Source organism: Streptomyces sp. NPDC111802 (assembly GCF_055634335.1).
In genome coordinates this window covers 31,849-48,577 of the sequence record NZ_JBVKCZ010000047.1, presented here as the reverse complement: position 1 = coordinate 48,577, position 16,729 = coordinate 31,849, and the positions used below count along the sequence as shown (strand labels likewise).

General features: G+C 71.9%; 19 protein-coding genes. 10 read left to right on the top strand and 9 right to left on the bottom strand.

Annotated features, from left to right (window positions below; translation table 11 throughout):
* Positions 1–119: 119 nt before the first annotated feature.
* Positions 120–578, bottom strand: a complete 459-nt coding sequence (locus tag ACZ7NC_RS36995; RefSeq protein WP_471495095.1) for a MarR family winged helix-turn-helix transcriptional regulator — start codon at positions 576–578, stop codon at positions 120–122.
* Between the two features lie 194 nt (positions 579–772).
* On the opposite strand from ACZ7NC_RS36995, the gene ACZ7NC_RS36990 reads away from it, so the two are divergent.
* Entirely contained in the window at positions 773–1,129 is a 357-nt protein-coding gene (locus ACZ7NC_RS36990; protein ID WP_471495094.1) for a hypothetical protein, read from the top strand.
* A 138-nt stretch (positions 1,130–1,267) separates the two neighbouring features.
* Here ACZ7NC_RS36990 and ACZ7NC_RS36985 read toward each other — a convergent pair whose 3' ends face one another.
* Positions 1,268–2,560, bottom strand: coding sequence for an MFS transporter (locus ACZ7NC_RS36985; protein ID WP_471495093.1), 1,293 nt, complete (start codon positions 2,558–2,560; stop codon positions 1,268–1,270).
* A 56-nt stretch (positions 2,561–2,616) separates the two neighbouring features.
* Here ACZ7NC_RS36985 and ACZ7NC_RS36980 point away from each other — a divergent pair, with 56 nt between their 5' ends.
* Positions 2,617–3,597 carry an ArsR/SmtB family transcription factor gene (locus ACZ7NC_RS36980; protein WP_471495091.1) on the top strand — a complete coding sequence of 327 codons (981 nt, stop codon included), beginning with the start codon at positions 2,617–2,619 and terminating at the stop codon, positions 3,595–3,597.
* Positions 3,598–3,665: 68 nt separating this feature from the next.
* On the top strand, positions 3,666–4,547 hold the full coding sequence (locus ACZ7NC_RS36975; protein WP_471495089.1) for an LLM class F420-dependent oxidoreductase: 882 nt from the start codon (positions 3,666–3,668) through the stop codon (positions 4,545–4,547).
* Positions 4,548–4,557: 10 nt separating this feature from the next.
* Here ACZ7NC_RS36975 and ACZ7NC_RS36970 read toward each other — a convergent pair whose 3' ends face one another.
* Positions 4,558–4,782 carry a hypothetical protein gene (locus ACZ7NC_RS36970; protein WP_471495087.1) on the bottom strand — a complete coding sequence of 75 codons (225 nt, stop codon included), beginning with the start codon at positions 4,780–4,782 and terminating at the stop codon, positions 4,558–4,560.
* Positions 4,783–4,896: 114 nt separating this feature from the next.
* On the opposite strand from ACZ7NC_RS36970, the gene ACZ7NC_RS36965 reads away from it, so the two are divergent.
* The gene (locus tag ACZ7NC_RS36965; RefSeq protein ID WP_471495085.1) at positions 4,897–5,802 is read left to right on the top strand and encodes a LysR family transcriptional regulator; all 906 of its coding nucleotides are present in this window, start codon (positions 4,897–4,899) and stop codon (positions 5,800–5,802) included.
* Positions 5,803–5,876: 74 nt separating this feature from the next.
* On the opposite strand, the gene ACZ7NC_RS36960 is transcribed toward ACZ7NC_RS36965, so the two are convergent.
* Positions 5,877–6,440 (bottom strand): NAD(P)H-dependent oxidoreductase, encoded by a 564-nt coding sequence (locus ACZ7NC_RS36960; RefSeq protein WP_471495083.1) that lies wholly within the window; start codon positions 6,438–6,440, stop codon positions 5,877–5,879.
* A 100-nt stretch (positions 6,441–6,540) separates the two neighbouring features.
* Here ACZ7NC_RS36960 and ACZ7NC_RS36955 point away from each other — a divergent pair, with 100 nt between their 5' ends.
* The 4 genes from ACZ7NC_RS36955 to ACZ7NC_RS36940 are packed head-to-tail and all read left to right on the top strand — an operon-like array spanning position 6,541 to position 11,005.
* Positions 6,541–7,215: a TetR/AcrR family transcriptional regulator gene (locus ACZ7NC_RS36955; RefSeq protein ID WP_471495081.1), complete on the top strand. Its 675-nt coding sequence runs from the start codon at positions 6,541–6,543 to the stop codon at positions 7,213–7,215.
* Between the two features lie 58 nt (positions 7,216–7,273).
* Complete coding sequence (locus tag ACZ7NC_RS36950; RefSeq protein WP_471495080.1) at positions 7,274–8,308, top strand: LacI family DNA-binding transcriptional regulator; 1,035 nt, start codon at positions 7,274–7,276, stop codon at positions 8,306–8,308.
* A 50-nt stretch (positions 8,309–8,358) separates the two neighbouring features.
* Positions 8,359–9,537, top strand: coding sequence for a 4-hydroxybenzoate 3-monooxygenase (locus tag ACZ7NC_RS36945; RefSeq protein WP_471495078.1), 1,179 nt, complete (start codon positions 8,359–8,361; stop codon positions 9,535–9,537).
* Positions 9,538–9,568: 31 nt separating this feature from the next.
* Positions 9,569–11,005, top strand: a complete 1,437-nt coding sequence (locus ACZ7NC_RS36940; protein WP_471495077.1) for a benzaldehyde dehydrogenase — start codon at positions 9,569–9,571, stop codon at positions 11,003–11,005.
* A 51-nt stretch (positions 11,006–11,056) separates the two neighbouring features.
* Here the strand turns inward: ACZ7NC_RS36940 and trxA are convergent, their stop codons facing one another.
* Positions 11,057–11,443, bottom strand: a complete 387-nt coding sequence (trxA, locus tag ACZ7NC_RS36935; protein WP_471495076.1) for a thioredoxin — start codon at positions 11,441–11,443, stop codon at positions 11,057–11,059.
* Between the two features lie 122 nt (positions 11,444–11,565).
* Between trxA and ACZ7NC_RS36930 the strand changes: the two genes are divergently transcribed.
* A complete protein-coding gene (locus ACZ7NC_RS36930; protein WP_471495074.1) occupies positions 11,566–12,996 on the top strand; it encodes a dihydrolipoyl dehydrogenase family protein in 1,431 nt (476 codons plus the stop codon).
* A gap of 31 nt (positions 12,997–13,027) precedes the next feature.
* Here ACZ7NC_RS36930 and ACZ7NC_RS36925 read toward each other — a convergent pair whose 3' ends face one another.
* Positions 13,028–13,675: a peptide deformylase gene (locus ACZ7NC_RS36925; protein ID WP_471495072.1), complete on the bottom strand. Its 648-nt coding sequence runs from the start codon at positions 13,673–13,675 to the stop codon at positions 13,028–13,030.
* A 144-nt stretch (positions 13,676–13,819) separates the two neighbouring features.
* Between ACZ7NC_RS36925 and ACZ7NC_RS36920 the strand changes: the two genes are divergently transcribed.
* Positions 13,820–15,232 carry a PepSY-associated TM helix domain-containing protein gene (locus ACZ7NC_RS36920; RefSeq protein WP_471495070.1) on the top strand — a complete coding sequence of 471 codons (1,413 nt, stop codon included), beginning with the start codon at positions 13,820–13,822 and terminating at the stop codon, positions 15,230–15,232.
* A gap of 51 nt (positions 15,233–15,283) precedes the next feature.
* On the opposite strand, the gene ACZ7NC_RS36915 is transcribed toward ACZ7NC_RS36920, so the two are convergent.
* The 3 genes from ACZ7NC_RS36915 to ACZ7NC_RS36905 all read right to left on the bottom strand — a co-directional run bounded on the left by ACZ7NC_RS36915 (position 15,284) and on the right by ACZ7NC_RS36905 (position 16,689).
* A complete protein-coding gene (locus ACZ7NC_RS36915) occupies positions 15,284–15,634 on the bottom strand; it encodes a tetratricopeptide repeat protein (RefSeq protein ID WP_471495068.1) in 351 nt (116 codons plus the stop codon).
* 96 nt (positions 15,635–15,730) lie between these two features.
* Entirely contained in the window at positions 15,731–16,177 is a 447-nt protein-coding gene (locus tag ACZ7NC_RS36910; RefSeq protein WP_471495067.1) for a MarR family transcriptional regulator, read from the bottom strand.
* Positions 16,174–16,689, bottom strand: a complete 516-nt coding sequence (locus tag ACZ7NC_RS36905; RefSeq protein ID WP_471495065.1) for a MarR family winged helix-turn-helix transcriptional regulator — start codon at positions 16,687–16,689, stop codon at positions 16,174–16,176. Before ACZ7NC_RS36905 ends, ACZ7NC_RS36910 begins: the two co-directional genes overlap by 4 nt.
* Positions 16,690–16,729 lie beyond the last annotated feature (40 nt).

Sequence of the window (16,729 nt, the reverse complement as noted above, 5' to 3'; positions counted from 1 at the left end):
ATGTGTACGGCCCCAGCGGAGATCACGTCAACGGCGTGGCTCCTTCGTACGACCGCTCCGCGCTGAGCCCGTGATCTACAGCGACGGCCTGGCCGACCGGATCCGCGGGCCGCGTTGCCTCAGACGGGCAGGCGAAGCGTCTCGACGGCCCTGACTAGCGGAGCCAGTTCGGGATTCTTCGCGGCCTCGTCGAGCGCCTCGCGCAACGCCGACTCGTTCGTGGGCCGGGCCTCTGCCAGGAGTTCGAGGCCGGCTTCGGTGACGTCGGTGTAGATGCCGCGGCGGTCGGTGGGGCAGAGGTAGCGCGAGAGCAGGCCGCGGTCCTCCAGGCGGGTCACGAGCCTGGTGGTGGCGCTCTGGCTGAGGACGACGGCGTCGGCGACCTGCTTCATCTGGAGGTGGCCGCCTTCGCCGTTGTGCTGGCGGCTGAGGACGTCGAGCAGGGAGTACTCGCGCACGCTCAGGTCGTGCTCGGTCTGCAGGGCGCGCTCGATGTGCGTCTCGATCCTGCCGTGCAGCAGGGAGAGGGCGCACCAGCCCTGGGCGAGGGCGGTGAGTGCGGGGTCCGTGGCGGTCATGGCGCCGGTGTCCTCCGTCCAGATGTCAATGACACTCAGGATAGGGCATCAGCGAAATTTCCAGCGGATGCGTTTATCGGGCGCCTGCAAGCAGTGCTCCGCGCGTCCGCGAGCGCGGAACCGCGCGCAGCAAGCCTCGCCTCGCCGTAAACTCCGTGGCCGCCGCCTCGGTGACCTGACTATCGTCGGCGCCCATGATCAGTCAGCCCTCCTCCACCACCACCCTGTGGCGACCCACCGGCCCCAAGGAGCTGGACCTGGTGCGCGAGCTGAACTGGCGCGCCTGGCCGCCGCGGCTGCCCGAGCAGCCGATCTTCTACCCGGTGCTCAACGAGGACTACGCGGTGAGGATCGCCCGGGACTGGAACGTCAAGCACGACGGCGCCGGCTACGTGACCCGCTTCGAGGTCGAGTCGGACTTCCTGAGCCGGTACCCCGTCCAGCAGGCCGGCGGCGAGACGATCCTCGAACTGTGGGTGCCCGCCGAGGAGCTCGACGAGTTCAACGCCCACATCGTCGGCACGATCGAGGTCGTGCACGAGTTCCGCTGACGACAGGCCCTGGGTCTCTCAAGTCCACGTCAAGTGCCGCATGGCCAGCGCCGGCCCCAGCCTGAACCGGCGCTGGGGAGTGCGCAGGGGCCGGCCCAGCAGGTGCTCGGCCTGCGACAGGCGCTCCGGTCGGAGTGATCACGGCCCTGCCGCTGCGCCACCGCCGGTGCGCGGTGCCGCCGTGCTCGCCGGGGTGCCGGCCCGGCCCGGGACTCGGCGAGCGCGCTTCGAGGAGGCAGGAGCGGGCAGCGGGCGGATGCGTGGGATCAGATGGCGGGCGAGTGCCACGGCGGTGAGCCCCGCGACCAGCGCGCACACGCCGGTCCACCCGAACCGGCCGTAGGCCCGGGCGCCCAGCCAGGAGCCCGCCGTGCCGCCGAGGTAGGCGCAGGTCATGTACGCGGTGTTGAGGCGGCTGCGGACGTCGGCGCCGAGGTCGTAGATCCGCACCTGGTTGGCCACCATCCCGGACTGCATGCCGACGTCGAGCAGCAGTGTGCCGACGACCAGCGCGGTCAGCCCGGCGGCGCCGCCCAGAGCGCCGAGCGTCAGCACCACCGCCGACGCGCCGACCACGAGGAAGCACACCAGGTTGACCCGGTCCGCGCCCCGGCGGTCCACCAGCCGTCCCGCGACCGGCGTGCACAGCATCGTCGCCGCGTTGACGAGGGCGAGCAGCCCGGCCGCCTTCGCGTCCATGCCGTAGACCGGGCCCGTGAGCAGCAGCGCCACGCCGGTCCACACGGCGGAGAACCCGGCGAACACCGTGGCCTGGTACAGGCACGAGCGCCGCAACTCCGGCTCGGTGCGCAGCAGTCGCAGGGGCGCGGCCAGCAGCGCCGGGTAGGGCGCCGAGGCGGCCGGAGGCAGCTGCGGCAGCAGCCGGGCCAGCAGGGCGGCGACCGTGAGGGACACCGCGGCGGCGAGCACGTACGGCGCCCGCCAGCCCAGCCAGTCGCCGAGGGCGCCGCCGACGGCGCGGGACAGCAGCATGCCGGCGAGACAGCCGCTCAGCAGGGTGCCGCTGACGACACCGCGCTGCTCGGCGGGCACCAGGCCGGCCGCCAGCGGTCCCGCGAGCGGGGCGATCACCGTCGCGGCGCCGACGAGGATGCTCGCCGCCACCAGCGGCCCCAGCGCCTGCGCGGTGCCGGCGGCGAGCAGACCGAGGCCGGTCAGGGTGAGCAGGGCGACGATCAGCCGGCGTGGCCGCAGCCGGTCGCCGAGCGGGACGAGCAGGAAGATTCCGGCGGCGTAGCCGAACTGGGTCGCGGTCACCACCGTGGCGGCCGCGTCGGGGGAGACACCGAGGCCCGAGGCCACCAGCGGGCCGATCGTCTGCGGGAAGTACACATTGCCCACGGCGACGCCGCACGCGACGGCGAGCAGCGCGATGGCCGAGGTAGTCTGCCGGTGGTTGTGATCCGTCATATGCCGAAGTCCACGGCAGTGACGGGCGGTTGCCAAAGGATGAAGCGGGGGGCTTAATGATCAGCTTCCTGCTCGACGTCGACGACCTCGCGGACACCCGGTTCGCCATCTCGCCGCTGCGCGAGGTGATGGGCAGCCTGCGGGCGCTGCGCGCCCCCGCCCTCTACCCCCTGCACGCCCCCTGGCGGCGCTCGGTGCTCGTCCGGCTCGACCCCGCCGACGCCCGGCTGCTGCAAGCCCTGGTGGGGCCGACCCTGACCATGCCCGACTTCCTGACCCCACGCCCGACGACCTTCGCGCCCGCGCTGGAGGACCAGCTCGCCGTCGTACGGGCGACACCCCTGGATCTCGTACGACGCGACCTGCTCGCCACCCATGCCCCGCACCCCCTCCCGGCCGCCCTGCGGCCGATCACCGCACCCGGCGAGGCGCCCGTGGCGGAGCTGCTGGAGGAGCTGTGTGAACTCCTGCTCGGATACTGGGAGTTGGCCGTACGACCGGACTGGCACCGGATACGGCTCGTGCTGGAGGCGGACATCACGCACCGCGCCCGGCAGTTGGCCATGGGCGGAGCCCAGCTGCTCTTCTCCGACCTGCACCGCAACGTGCGCTGGAACGACGGCGTGCTGCGGGTCGACCGGATGATCGGCCGGCATGAGGTGGACGGATCCGGGCGCGGACTGCGCCTGGTGCCGTCCCTGTTCGCACACAAGCCGGCGCCCCCGGTCAGCGCCGACGAACCCCCGATGCTGGCCTATCCCAGCAGGGGCGCCGCGACCCTGTGGGAACCGGAGCCCGAGCCCGACACGTCCGCCCTCACCGCGCTGCTCGGCGCACCCCGCACCACCGTCCTGCGGCTGCTCGCCGAACCGTTGCCCACGGTCGAACTCGCCCGCCGCCTCGCCGTGACGCCCAGCGCGGTCTCCCAGCATCTGAAGGTGCTGCACGCGACGGGACTGGTCACCCGGGCCCGTGACGGACGGCGCGTGCTCTACCGGCGCACCGCGCTCGGCGACCAACTGGCCGCACGGGCTTGACTTCGAGAGTGCTCGAAGTTCTAGCGTCGTCAGGGACGGGGCAAGGTCCGGGTGAACGGAGACAGGACATGCGGGTCGGCGTGCACATCAACCGGTTCGACCATCCCGGAGGAGGTCCCGCGCTCGGCACCGAACTCGCCGCCGCGGGCGCCGCCGCCGAGGCCGCCGGACTGAGCTGGCTTTCGGTGATGGACCACTACTTCCAGATGGAGTTCAACGACCGCGCCGAGGACCCCATGCTGGAGGCGTACACCACCCTCGGCTACCTCGCCGCCCACACCTCCACGGTCCGCCTCGGCGCCCTGGTGACCGGGGTGACCTACCGCCACCCCGGTCTGCTCGCCAAGATCGCCACCACGCTCGACGTGCTGTCCGGCGGCCGGGCCGCCCTCGGGATCGGCGCCGCCTGGTACGGCCGGGAGCACGAGGGGCTCGGTGTGCCCTTCCCGCCGGTCGCCGAGCGCTTCGAGCGACTGGAGGAGGCCCTGCGGATCTGCCTCCAGATGTGGGACCCGCAGGCCAACGGCCCGTTCGAGGGCAGGCACTTCCGACTGGCCGAGACCCTCTGCGTCCCGGGGCCGGTCAGCGCACCGCACCCCGAGATCATGATCGGCGGGGGCGGCGAGAAGAAGACGCTGCGGCTGGTGGCCCGGTACGGCGACGCGTGCAATCTCTTCACCAGCTCACCCGAGGAGGTCAGGCACAAGCTCGACGTGCTGCGCGGCCACTGCGACACCGAGGGGCGCGACTACGACGAGATCCGCAAGACCGTGCTCTACTCGGGCGAGGCCGCAGCGGCGGGCGACCTCGACGCGTTCACCCGGGACATCGCGGGCTACACGAAACTCGGTATCGACACGGTGATCCTCGGACCGCGCACGGGCGGACCGGCGGCGTTCATCGAGAACTTCGCGGCCGGCGCCGTGCGGCGCCTCGCCGGGCTCGACTGAGCCGCGGCGGTCAGCGGCACGGCGCGTCCCGCCGGGCATCGGCGTCGGCGGGGCGGCTGCGCGAGACGATCCGCATCCCGCGGGCGTCGACGACCCGGACCTGCAACGAGCCGCAGCCGCATCGCGTCCACACCGTGCTGCCCGCCGCCGTGGTGTGCCGGGAGATCACCTGGAAGGGCTCGGCGGCGTCGGGCCACCCGCAGTGCGGGCAGGCAATGCCGATCGTGCTGGTCATGGCGACTCCTCGTACCTCGTGACTGGTTGACCGTCGCGACACAACCAAGGGTGCGATACGCCTTTGTACACGTCCACGTTGACTTTCCGGACCTCACCTTGAAGCCTGGGCTTCATGATTGACCTGCGCCGACTGCATGTGCTGAGGGCTGTGGCGCACTACGGCACGGTCACCGCGGCCGCCCGCGCCCTGCACTTCACGCCGTCCGCCGCCTCCCAGCAGATCCGCCAGCTGGCCCGCGATCTCGGCGTCGACCTGCTGGAGCCGCAGGGCCGTGGGGTGCGGCTCACCCCGGCTGCCGAGAGCCTGCTGGCACACGCGGACGCGATCGCCACCCGCTGGGAGGAGGCGGAGATCGAACTGCGCGCCGAGTACACCGCGCCGGCCGGGCAGTTGCGCGTCAGCGGGTTTCCCAGGGCCGTGTCGGTGCTGCTGGCGCCGATGGCCGTACGGCTTCGGGAGCGGCATCCGAGGCTGGCGGTGCGCGTTCAGGAGACGAGTGTGCCGGAGAGCTTCGATCTGCTCTTCGAGGGGGAGGTCGACCTCGCCGTGGTGGAGGTGACTCCGCACAACCCGCCGCTGAGTGACGCGCGCTTCGACCAGCAGCCGCTGCTGGACGACCCCTACGACCTCGTCGTCCCCGACGACCATCCACTGGCCGGGCGCGAGAGCGTCGACCTGGCGGAGGCGGCGCACGAGGACTGGATCGCGCCGGTGCCGGACAGCCCCTGCCGCCCGTATGTGATGTCGGCGTGCGGGGCGGCCGGCTTCACCCCGAACGTGATCCACCACGCCCTGGACTGGAACGTCACCGCCCACCTGGTGGCCCACCGGCTGGGCGTCGCCCTGATCCCACGGCTGGCCCAGCTGACCCCGGACCTGCCGATCACCCGGATCCGCTGCGCGGGCGACCCCCATCGCAAGGTGCTCACCTGCACCCGCCGGGGCTGCCGGGAACGCCCCGCGGTGGCGGCGGCGCTGCGGGAGTTGCGGGAGCTGGCACCCACGGCGGTCGCCTGACAGGCGAGACCTGACGTGCGAGAAGGGGCCGGAGCGCTGGGCTCCGACCCCTCACGGCACTGTCGATCCGGCGATCAGGCGGCGACCGCCTCGCCCGCGTGACCGTGGACGCGCGCGATGACCTCGGTCAGCTGGGCGGCGACCTCGGCGTCGTCGGCCGGGTGCGTCTCGGCGAAGCGGGTCACGGAGCCGGGGATGGACAGCTTGACGTCCTCCAGCACCTTGCCGCCGGCGATGCCCACGGCCTTGCGGGTCTCGTCCTGCGCCCACACGCCGCCGAACTGGCCGAAGGCGGTGCCTACCACGGCGACCGGCTTGCCACCGAAGGCGCCGGAGCCGTACGGGCGGGACAGCCAGTCGATGGCGTTCTTCAGCACGGCCGGGATGGTGCCGTTGTACTCGGGGGCGAAGAACAGGAACGCGTCGGAGGCCTGCGCGGCCTCACGCAGCTTGGCCGCGGCGGCGGGGACGGCGCCCTCGACGTCGATGTCCTCGTTGTAGAACGGGATCTCCGCCAGGCCCTCGAAGATCACGACCTCGGCGCCCTCGGGGGCGACCTTGACGGCCGCCTCGGCCAGCTGACGGTTGTGCGAACCGGCGCGAAGGCTGCCGACGAGCGCGAGGATGCGAACAGACATGCGAACTCCAAGGGATGCTGAAACACTGCCGTTACGATCCGGACCGAGGTCCGTTTGCTTTTCTAGCAGCTAAACGGACCACGGTCCAGTTTCATTCCCCATGCTTTACTCTGGCTTCATGTCCGCCGCCCTGCCGCCTTTCCCGGAGCCCCAGGAACCCCTCGTCGCGCCCCAACTGCTGGAGGTCGGGTCCGCCCCCGACGAGCCCTGTCTGCGCGCCGACGCGGCCCGCAACCGCGCGCGACTGCTGGAGGCGGCCGCCCGGCTGGTCGCGGAGCACGGCGCGGCCGGGGTCACCATGGAGGCGGTGGCCGCCGCCGCCGGGGTGGGCAAGGGCACGGTCTTCCGCCGTTTCGGCGACCGCACCGGTCTGCTGATGGCGCTGCTGGACCACTCCGCGAGGAAGTTGCAGGCCGACTTCCTCGGCGGCCCGCCGCCGCTGGGCCCCGGGGCGCCGCCGACCGAGCGGCTGCGCGCGTTCGGCGTGGCGGCGCTGTACCGCACGGCCGAGCAGCTGGACCTTCAGCTGGCGGCCCAGACGGATCCGTCCCGCCGCTTCGACCATCCCTCGTACCGGGCGCTGCACACCCACGTCACGATGCTGCTGCGGCAGATACACCCCGGCGCCGACTGCGAGCTGCTCGCGCAGACACTCATGGCGTACCTCGACCCCGCCCTGATCAGCCACCTGACCCGGCAGTGCGCAATGCCCATGGAGCGGCTGGAGAAGGGCTGGGGCGACCTGGTCGACAGGGTGACGCGCACCCCGGCGTGAACGGGCGAGGACCCTCAACTCAGTTCCGCACACAGGTTCTGCAAGGATGCGGTACGTCATGGTGCAGATACCGAAAACGCCCGCGCCCGCTTCCTCCGCAACGCGCTCGGTACCCACGAGCGCCGATGTGGCCCGCCTGGCGGGCGTCTCGCGCGCGACCGTCTCCTACGTCCTGAACAACACCAGCGCCGTCCGGATCAGCGAGCCCACCCGCCGCCGGGTCCACGAGGCCGCCAAGGAGCTCGGCTACGTCCCGCACGCCGCGGCCCGCAGCCTGCGCGCCGGTCACAGCCGCATGGTCCTGATGCCCGCGCCGAGCTTCCCCGTCGGCCCCCTGTACAGCAAGTTCCTCAGCGATCTCCAGCTCGCCCTCGGCCGCCTCGACTACACGGTCGTACAGCACGGCAGCGTCGGCCTGCACGGCGATGAGGCCGCCCGCGCCTGGGCCGAGCTGCGCCCCGTCGCCGTGCTGGTCTCGGGCTCAGGGCTCGGCCCGAAGGGGGTGACGGTGCTCAAGCGCTCCGGCGCCCGCGCCGTGGTCAGCCTGGGCCCCGAGTCCGTCGAGGGCGCCCATGGCCTGCTGATGGACTACGAGGCCGTCGGCCACTGCGCGGGCAGTCACCTGTACGACCGCGGCAGGCGCCGGATCGGCGTCGTCGTGCCCGAGGAGGACGGCCTGGAGTCCTTCTCCGCGCCCCGCCTGGAAGGCGTGCGGCGCGCCCTCGGCGGCACGGACGCAACCGTCACCGAGCTGCCGCTCGCCTACGAGGAGGAGTCCGCCACGCGGCTCGCCGCCCGCTGGCGCGCCCTCGGCCTCGACGCAGTGTTCGCCTACAACGACGAGTACGCGATGCTGCTGATGCGCGCGTTCCAGGACGCGGGCGTCCGGGTCCCCGCCGACGTGGCCGTCATCGGCGCCGACGACCTGATGCTCGGACGGCTGCTGCGGCCTAGGCTGAGCACCGTCCACATCGAGCTGCCGTCCGGCCGCGATCTCGCGGAACTGGTCGACCGCGCGGTGCGCAACCCGGGCGCCGCGCCCGAGACGCACAAGGTGCTGGGAGCGACGGTGGTGCACCGCGAGTCCAGCTGAGGCCCCGCGAGCCCGGCCGACGTACCGTCGAAAGCCAGGGAGGCGTGGGAATGCGTACGACGGTCGGCATCATCGGCGGCGGTCCCGCCGGACTGCTCCTCGCCCGGCTGCTGCACCGCGCGGGCATCGACTGCGTGGTCCTGGAGGCCAGGACGCGGGAGTACGTCGAGCAGCGCCAGCGGGCCGGAATGCTGGAGCAGGGCACCGTCGACGCGCTGCGCGAGGCCGGCGCCGCCGACCGGCTGGCGGCCGTGGGCCTGGTGCACCAGGGCATCGAGCTGCGCTTCGAGCGGGAACGCCACCACATCGACTTCCCGGCCCTGACCGGTGGCCGTACGGTGACGATCTACGCGCAGACCGAGATCGTGAAGGACCTCGTAGCGCTGCAACTCGAGGGCGGGCCACCGCTGTTGTTCGAGGCCGAGGCGCTCGCCGTCGAGAAGCCGGAGAGCGCCACGCCCGTCGTACGGTTCCTGCACGAGGGCCGCGAGCAGACGCTGACCTGCGACTGGGTCGCGGGCTGCGACGGCTTCCACGGCATCGCCCGGGACGCGTTCCCGGGCGGAGCCGGCCGCTCGTACGCGCACGACTATCCGTACTCCTGGCTCGGCATCATGGCCGAAGTCGCCCCGTCCTGCGACGAGTTGATCTACGCGCGCGGTGAGCGCGGCTTCGCGCTGCACAGCATGCGCTCACCGTCCGTCTCCCGGCTCTACCTCCAGGTCCCCAACGGCACCGACGCCGACGACTGGCCCGACGACCGCATCTGGGACGAACTCGCCGCCCGCTTCGCGATCGACGCCGACTGGACCCTGGGCCGGGGCCCCATCACCGCCAAGTCCGTGACACCGATGCGCAGTTACGTCCATGAGCCGATGCGCCACGGACGCCTGCTGCTCGCCGGGGACGCCGCCCACATCGTGCCGCCGACGGGCGCCAAGGGCCTCAACCTCGCGGTGTCGGACGTACGCGTGCTGGCCCGCGCCTTCATCGAACTGAAGCGCACGGGGAACACCCAACTTCTCGACAGGTACTCGGAGTTGTCCCTGCGGCGTGTGTGGCAGGCCGCCCGGTTCTCGGATGACATGACTAAGATGTTGCATGCTCAACCAGACGGGGATGCGTTCGACCACCGGATGCAGCTCGCACGTCTGCGCCGGATCACCGCATCCCGTCACGCGGCCGCCGAGCTGGCGGTCAACTACTCGGGACTTCCGCTGCTTCTGTGAGTCCCACCCGGTGATCGATCGGAGAGTCGCAATGCCGTTGCTCGACCCCAATGCCTGGCAGCCCCGCTCCCTGTCGGGAGACGAGTACGCCGTCACCGAGCCCGCCACCGGCGACACGCTCGGCACCGTCACCCTGGCCACCGCCGAGGACATCGCCACGGCCGCCGAGGCCGCCCGCGCCGCCCAGACCGAGTGGGCCCGCCTCCCGCACTTCGTACGCGCCGCGGTCCTGCGCAAGGCCGGCGACCTGTTCACCGCGCACGCCGACGAGCTGCGCGAATGGCTCGTCCGAGAGTCCGGCTCCATAGCCGGCAAGGCCGACTTCGAGCTGCACGTGGCCTCCCAGGAGTGCTACGAGGCCGCCGCGCTCGCCTCGCGCCCGGCCGGGCACGTCCTGCCCACCGAGGCGCCCCGCCTGTCGTACACGCGGCGTGTCTCCGTGGGCGTCGTCGGCGTGATCGCGCCGTTCAACGCCCCGCTGATCCTCTCCATCCGCTCCGTCGCCCCGGCCCTCGCGCTCGGCAACGCCGTCGTGCTGAAGCCGGACCCCCGTACGGCGGTCTGTGGCGGAATCTCGCTGGCCGCGATCTTCGCGGAGGCGGGTCTGCCCGACGGGCTGCTGCACGTCCTGCCGGGCGGCCCCGACGCGGGCCAGGCGCTGGTCGCCGACCCCCGGGTGCCGGTCATCTCCTTCACCGGGTCCACCGCCGCGGGCCGGGCCGTAGGCGAGGCCGCCGGACGCCACCTCAAGCGGGCGCATCTGGAGCTGGGCGGCAACTCCGCCCTGATCGTGCTGGAGGACGCCGACATCGACGCGGTGATCTCCACGGCCGCCTGGGGTTCGTTCTTCCACCAGGGCCAGATCTGCATGACGACCGGCCGCCACCTCGTCCACCAGTCCCTCTACGCGGACTACGTCGAGCGCCTCGCGGCCAAGGCCGACTCCCTCGCCGTCGGCGACCCGAACCGTGCCGAGGTCCACCTCGGCCCGCTCATCGACGCCGGCCAGCTGGGCAAGGTGCACGACCTGGTGCGGTCCAGCACCTCCCGGGGCGCCAAGCTGGCCGCGGGCGGCACCCACGAGGAGCTGTTCTACCGGCCGACCGTGCTCGCGGGCGTCGACGACGAGACCCCCGCGTACGCCGAGGAGGTCTTCGGTCCGGTCGCGCCGATCCGCCCCTTCAGCACCGTCGACGAGGCCGCGGCCCTCGCCTCCGCGAGCTCCTACGGCCTGTCCCTGGGCATCGTCACCGGGGACACCGCTCGCGGTCTGGACCTCGCCGAGCGGATCCCGACCGGCATCGTGCACATCAACGACCAGACCGTGAACGACGAGGCCGTCGCGCCCTTCGGGGGCGTCGCCGCCTCCGGCACCGGCGCCCGCTTCGGCGGCGAGGCCAACCTGGAGGCCTTCACCGACGTGCGCTGGACGACGGTGCGCGGGGACGTGGCGGCGTACCCCTTCTAGAGGCACACCTTCCAGGCGTACCCCTTCTGGATCGTGTTGCCGACGGCGGTCCTACTGGCCGTTCTGTTCGGCCTGTTCCTGCTGGGCGGCCACCGCCTGGCGTACCTCGTCCATGTCGAGCTTGCGGGCCTGCCCGATGACGTCCGTCAGGGCGGCCTCGGGCAGGGCGCCCGGCTGCGCGAACACGGCGACGCGGTCACGGACGATCATCAGCGTCGGGATCGACTGGATACCGAATGCGGCGGCCAGTTCCGGCTGCGCCTCGGTGTCCACCTTGCCGAACACCAGGTCCGGGTTCTCCTCGGCGGCCTTCTCGTACACAGGGGCGAACTGACGGCACGGCCCGCACCAGGACGCCCAGAAGTCGATCAGCACGAATTCGTTCTCCGTGACCGTCTCGTCGAAGTTCTCCTTGGTGAGCTCCACGGTGCTGCTCATGGCGTAATTCCCTCTTCCTGGTGTCGGGGGCGAAGCCGTCGGCGACAACACGACCCTACGGTCACGTATTCCGCGCGCGTACCCGTGTGGCCACTGCGCACACCACCCGCAAGACTGACCCCATGACGGATACGGATTCCATCGCTTACGACGTCGTGGTGCTCGGAGCCGGGCCGGTGGGGGAGAACGTCGCGGACCGCACCCGTGCGGCCGGCCTCTCCACCGCGGTCGTGGAGAGCGAGCTGGTCGGCGGCGAATGCTCGTTCTGGGCGTGCATGCCCAGCAAGGCACTGCTGCGCCCGGTCCTCGCCCAGGCCGACGCCCGCCGCCTGCCCGGCCTCAGCCAGGCGGTGCGGGGCCCCCTGGACACGGCCGCTGTCCTCGCCCGGCGCAACGAGGTCACCTCCGACTGGAACGACGAAGGCCAGATCGAGTGGCTGAACGGCATCGGCGCCGACCTCTACCGCGGCCACGGCCGCCTCGCCGGCCCGCGAACGGTGGAGGTGAACGGCCCCGACGGCGTACGGCACGTCCTGACCGCCCGGCACGCCGTCGCCGTGTGCACCGGCACCCGGGCCGTCCTGCCCGACCTGCCCTCACTCGCCGAGGTCAAGCCCTGGACCAGCCGCGAGGCCACCAGCGCCAGGTCCGCGCCCGGCCGGCTGGTCGTGGTCGGCGGGGGAGTGGTCGCCACCGAGATGGCCACGGCCTGGCAGGCCCTCGGCTCACAGGTCACGCTCCTCGTCCGCGGCAAGGGCCTGCTGAACCGCATGGAGCCCTTCGCCGGTGAACTGGTCGCCGAGGCGCTCACCGAAGCCGGCGCCGACGTCCGCACCGGCACCTCGGTGGAGTCCGTGACCAGGGAGAACGGCACGGTCGTGGTCGTCACCGACCATGGCGACCGGATCGAGGCCGACGAGATCCTCTTCGCCACCGGGCGCGCCCCGCACACCGACGACATCGGCCTCGACACGGTCGGCCTGGAACCCGGCTCCTGGCTGGAGGTCGACGACACCCTGCGCGTCACCGGCAGCGAATGGCTCTACGCCGTCGGCGACGTCAACCACCGAGCGCTCCTCACCCACCAGGGCAAGTACCAGGCCCGCATCGCGGGCGCGGCGATCGCCGCGCGAGCCGCGGGTGAGCCCCTGCTGGACGCCGAGTGGGGCGCGCACGTGGCCACCGCCGACCGCGCCGCCGTCCCCCAGGTCGTCTTCACCGACCCCGAGGCGGCCGCCGTCGGCCTGTCCCTGGCGGAGGCGGAGCAGGCCGGCCACCGGGTCCGCGCCGTCGACCACGACCTCGCCGCTGTCGCGGGCTCGTACCTGTACGGCGAGGGGTACCGCGGACGTGCCCGCATGGTCGTCGACCTGGAGCGCGAGATCCTCCTCGGCGTCACCTTCGTCGGCCCCGGAGTCGGCGAACTCATCCACTCGGCGACCATCGCGGTCGCCGGCCAGGTGCCCATCAGCCGGCTGTGGCACGCGGTTCCGTCGTATCCGACGATCAGCGAGGTGTGGCTGCGACTGCTGGAGGCGTATCGCGACAACTGAGCACGCCCGGCGTACGCGGCAACCTGCGTAGTCAGTCCGGCAGTTCGAAGCCGAGGGCCCTCGCCGCCTCACCCGGGGCGGGCTGGGCCCAGTACTCGGCCATCGCCTGGTTCGACGACAGCGAGCGCGGCTCGGCGCGGTCCAGGTAGAGCACGCCGTCGAGGTGGTCCGTCTCGTGCTGCACGATGCGGGCGGGCCACCCGGAGAACACCTCGTCGACGGCGCGCCCGTGCTCGTCCTCACCGGTCAGCCGCACCTCGGCGGGCCGCGCCACCACCGCCTGATAGCCCGGGACGCTCAGACAGCCCTCGAAGAACGCGGCGCGGACGGCACCGACCGGCGCGTACGACGGGTTCACCAGCACCCGGAACGGCTGCGGCACCCGCCCGCGCACCAGCCGTACCTCCTCCGGCACCGGCGCCGGGTCCTCGATCACCGCGATCCGCAGCGGCACCCCGACCTGGGGTGCGGCGACTCCCACGCCCGGCGCCGCGTGCATGGTCATCCGCAGCGCCTCGACGAAGCGGGCCAGCAGCGCGGGGTCCAGCTGGCCGTCGAAGCGCTCGGTGGGACGGCGCAGCACCGGGTGTCCGGCCGCCACGATGGGCAACGGGCCCTCGCCGGCCAGGAGTTGCTCGACCTGTTCGGCCAGCGGGGCGCGATGGTTCGGAAGTGCCATCGCGCCAGGATGCCATGACGGTCGTATCACGGGCGTACTCCCTTGTGGTGTACGTCACTTGAGATGGCGGGAACTCGGCGGCTCCCCGCCCCGACTACTGGACCGCCAGAGCAGAGAAACGTCCCCACCCCGGAGAAGCCGCCGATGACCGCTCCCACGACCACCACGGCGGAGGCGACGCAGCCCGACGCCCCGGCGTCGTCGCCCCGCAGATGGGCACCACTGCGCCCGCTGATCCTGCGTCTGCACTTCTACGCCGGCGTTCTGGTGGCGCCGTTCCTGCTCGTCGCCGCGACCACCGGCTTCCTGTACGCCGGGGCGTTCCAGGCCGAGAAGATCGTGTACGCGCACGAGATGTACGTCCCGGTCGGTGACACCAAGTTGCCGATCTCGGAGCAGGTCGCCGCCGCGCGCAAGGCCCACCCCGAGGGCACGGTCTCGGCGGTACGGCCCTCCCCGGCCGACGACGAGTCCACCCGGGTCATGCTGTCCGGGGTCAAGGGCGTCGACGCCGACCATGCCCTGGCCGTGTTCGTCGACCCGTACACCGCGAAGGTGCGCGGCGCTCTCGAACAGTACGGCTCCACCGGCGCACTGCCGCTGCGCACCTGGATCGACGAGTTCCACCGCGATCTGCACCTGGGCGAGTCCGGCCGCCTCTACAGCGAACTCGCCGCCAGCTGGCTGTGGGTGATCGCGGCCGGCGGACTGGTGCTGTGGTTCTCCCGCCGCCGTGCCCTGCGCAAGGTGCGGGGCACCAGCGGCCGCCGCCGCACGCTCGGCCTGCACGGCACCGTCGGCGCCTGGGCCGCCGTCGGCTTCCTCTTCCTCTCGGCGACCGGCCTGACCTGGTCGACGTACGCCGGGGCCAACATCGACGAACTGCGCACCTCGCTGCGCCAGGCCACCCCGTCCATCTCGGCCTCGACGGGCGGCGAGCACGGCGGCCATGGCGGCGCCGCCGGCACGGGCGGCAGCGGTGAACACGGAGTCGGCCTCGACAAGGTCCTGGCCGCAGCGCGCGCCGAGGGCCTCGGCGATCCCGTGGAGATCGTGCCGCCGGCCGACGACTCGTCCGCGTACGTCGTGAAGCAGGTGCAGCGCAGCTGGCCGACCAAGCAGGACTCGGTCGCGATCGACCCGTCGACCGGCGAGATCACCGACACGCTGCGGTTCGCCGACTATCCGGTGCTCGCCAAGTTGACCCGCTGGGGCATCGACCTGCACACCGGGGTCCTCTTCGGCCTGGTCAACCAGATCGCCCTGATGGCGCTCACGCTGTGCCTGATCCTGCTGATCGTCTGGGGCTACCGCATGTGGTGGCAGCGCGGGCGCGGCTCGGCTTTCGGCCGGCCCGTACCGCGCGGCGCCTGGCAGCAGGTGCCGCCGCAGATCCTGGTGCCGCTGGTGGCGGTCGTCGCCGTGGTCGGCTACTTCGTGCCGCTGCTCGGCATCTCGCTGGCCGCGTTCATCGCCGTGGACGTCGTCCTGGGCGAGATCGCTCATCGGCGAGGGAAGCGGACGACCGCGGAAGTGAACCAGGCGGAAGTGAACTAGAGGGAAGAAAGACCTGGGGCCCGGTTCCGGGGGGAACCGGGCCCCAACGCATCACTGGAGCTGCTCGAAGTCGCCCGCCAGCGCAGAGGCGAGGCGCATGTGCGGCTCCGCCTCCTCGGGCCGTCCCTGCCGTTGCAGGGTGCGGCCCAGCATCAGCCGGGCGTACCCCTCGACGGGGTCGCGCTCGACGATCACGCGCAACTCGCTCTCGGCGCGGCGCAGTTGGGCCGAGTGGTAGAAGGAGCGCGCCAGCAGCAGCCGCGGTCCGGTCTGCTCCGGCACCTCCTCGACCAGCTTGCCCAGGACGCGCGCGGCGGCGGCGTAGTCCTTGGCGTCGAAGAACAGCTTCGCGCGCTCCCAGCGCTCGGCCGGTGTTCCGTGGTCGTAGTACGTCGTGTCCACTCGTGACCTCCTTCGAGGCCGTCAACGGAGCGCAGTGGTTCAATATTCCACTACCTGTTGCTTCCGCTACTTGCTGTTCCGTTAGTTGCTGCTCCGCTACTTGTTCATGGCGGCGAGCTCGGTGTTGGCGCGCTCGGTGATGAGGGTGAGCACTCGTCCGGCCGCGGCCAGGTCCTCCGTCGGGATGTCGGCGTAGATCCGGGCGGTGATGGGAGCGGTCTCGGCGGACGTCCTGTCGTACAGCTCCCGTCCGGCGTCCGTGATCCGCACCCGGGACGGCTCCTGAGGGGCCACCAGCTCGGTCGCGATGAGCTGGTCGACCACGGAGTGGGCCTCGGCGGCATCGATCTTCAGTGCGCCGACGACACCGTCGACGAGGTGATCCCGCTCGATCGGTTCGTCGGCGCCGGCGACGAGCCGGAGCGTGACGGACTGCTGGAACGTCGCGCCGTGGCGGGCCAGCACATTCTCGAGCAGCGCGCGGCCGGCGTAGTGGGCCAGTGCTATGACCCGGGGGCCCAGCAGGGGAGTGGTGGTGGTCATGACTGCTCCTTGTCGTTCTCACTGTCCGTGACGAAGTCGTTCTCGCTGTCCATGACGAACGGGTCAAGCGGTGCGTCGAGCAGGGTCGCCAGGTCGTTCGTGAACTCCCGGGTGCGCGCGCTGTCCAGGCCGCCGAGCGGTGCCAGCAACTGCTGGAGGAGCCCTTGGACGACCTTGATCGCCTGCAGGGTCCGCGCGCGGCCCTGCTCGGTCAGCGCCAGCTGCACCGCGCGGGGGTCGCGGGGATCCCGGGTGCGTTCGAGAAGGCCGGCGGCCTCCAGGGAGCGCGCCAGCTTGGAGACGTACAGCGGCTCCAGGCCGGTGTGGTCGGCGAGGCGCCGCTGGCTGGGGCGCTCCCCTTGGTGCTGCATGCCGTACAGCGAGGCCACCAGCGCGTATTGCGCGTGTGTGAGCCCCAGCGGGGTGACCGCTCGATCGACCGCCACCCGCCACTTCGTTGACAGGCGCCACACCAGGAACCCCGGCGTCGCGCTCTCGGAACCCTTGCTCATGGCAAATACAGTACATGGCGACTATAGCCATGGCTACTAT

Excerpts from the sequence above, each read along its gene's own strand:
- ACZ7NC_RS36995 (WP_471495095.1), bottom strand. The coding sequence starts at position 578 with ATGACCGCCACGGACCCCGCACTCACCGCCCTCGCCCAGGGCTGGTGC.
- ACZ7NC_RS36990 (WP_471495094.1), top strand. The coding sequence starts at position 773 with ATGATCAGTCAGCCCTCCTCCACCACCACCCTGTGGCGACCCACCGGC.
- ACZ7NC_RS36985 (WP_471495093.1), bottom strand. The coding sequence starts at position 2,560 with ATGACGGATCACAACCACCGGCAGACTACCTCGGCCATCGCGCTGCTC.
- ACZ7NC_RS36980 (WP_471495091.1), top strand. The coding sequence starts at position 2,617 with ATGATCAGCTTCCTGCTCGACGTCGACGACCTCGCGGACACCCGGTTC.
- ACZ7NC_RS36975 (WP_471495089.1), top strand. The coding sequence starts at position 3,666 with ATGCGGGTCGGCGTGCACATCAACCGGTTCGACCATCCCGGAGGAGGT.
- ACZ7NC_RS36970 (WP_471495087.1), bottom strand. The coding sequence starts at position 4,782 with ATGACCAGCACGATCGGCATTGCCTGCCCGCACTGCGGGTGGCCCGAC.
- ACZ7NC_RS36965 (WP_471495085.1), top strand. The coding sequence starts at position 4,897 with ATGATTGACCTGCGCCGACTGCATGTGCTGAGGGCTGTGGCGCACTAC.
- ACZ7NC_RS36960 (WP_471495083.1), bottom strand. The coding sequence starts at position 6,440 with ATGTCTGTTCGCATCCTCGCGCTCGTCGGCAGCCTTCGCGCCGGTTCG.
- ACZ7NC_RS36955 (WP_471495081.1), top strand. The coding sequence starts at position 6,541 with ATGCTTTACTCTGGCTTCATGTCCGCCGCCCTGCCGCCTTTCCCGGAG.
- ACZ7NC_RS36950 (WP_471495080.1), top strand. The coding sequence starts at position 7,274 with ATGGTGCAGATACCGAAAACGCCCGCGCCCGCTTCCTCCGCAACGCGC.
- ACZ7NC_RS36945 (WP_471495078.1), top strand. The coding sequence starts at position 8,359 with ATGCGTACGACGGTCGGCATCATCGGCGGCGGTCCCGCCGGACTGCTC.
- ACZ7NC_RS36940 (WP_471495077.1), top strand. The coding sequence starts at position 9,569 with ATGCCGTTGCTCGACCCCAATGCCTGGCAGCCCCGCTCCCTGTCGGGA.
- trxA (WP_471495076.1), bottom strand. The coding sequence starts at position 11,443 with ATGAGCAGCACCGTGGAGCTCACCAAGGAGAACTTCGACGAGACGGTC.
- ACZ7NC_RS36930 (WP_471495074.1), top strand. The coding sequence starts at position 11,566 with ATGACGGATACGGATTCCATCGCTTACGACGTCGTGGTGCTCGGAGCC.
- ACZ7NC_RS36925 (WP_471495072.1), bottom strand. The coding sequence starts at position 13,675 with ATGGCACTTCCGAACCATCGCGCCCCGCTGGCCGAACAGGTCGAGCAA.
- ACZ7NC_RS36920 (WP_471495070.1), top strand. The coding sequence starts at position 13,820 with ATGACCGCTCCCACGACCACCACGGCGGAGGCGACGCAGCCCGACGCC.
- ACZ7NC_RS36910 (WP_471495067.1), bottom strand. The coding sequence starts at position 16,177 with ATGACCACCACCACTCCCCTGCTGGGCCCCCGGGTCATAGCACTGGCC.
- ACZ7NC_RS36905 (WP_471495065.1), bottom strand. The coding sequence starts at position 16,689 with ATGAGCAAGGGTTCCGAGAGCGCGACGCCGGGGTTCCTGGTGTGGCGC.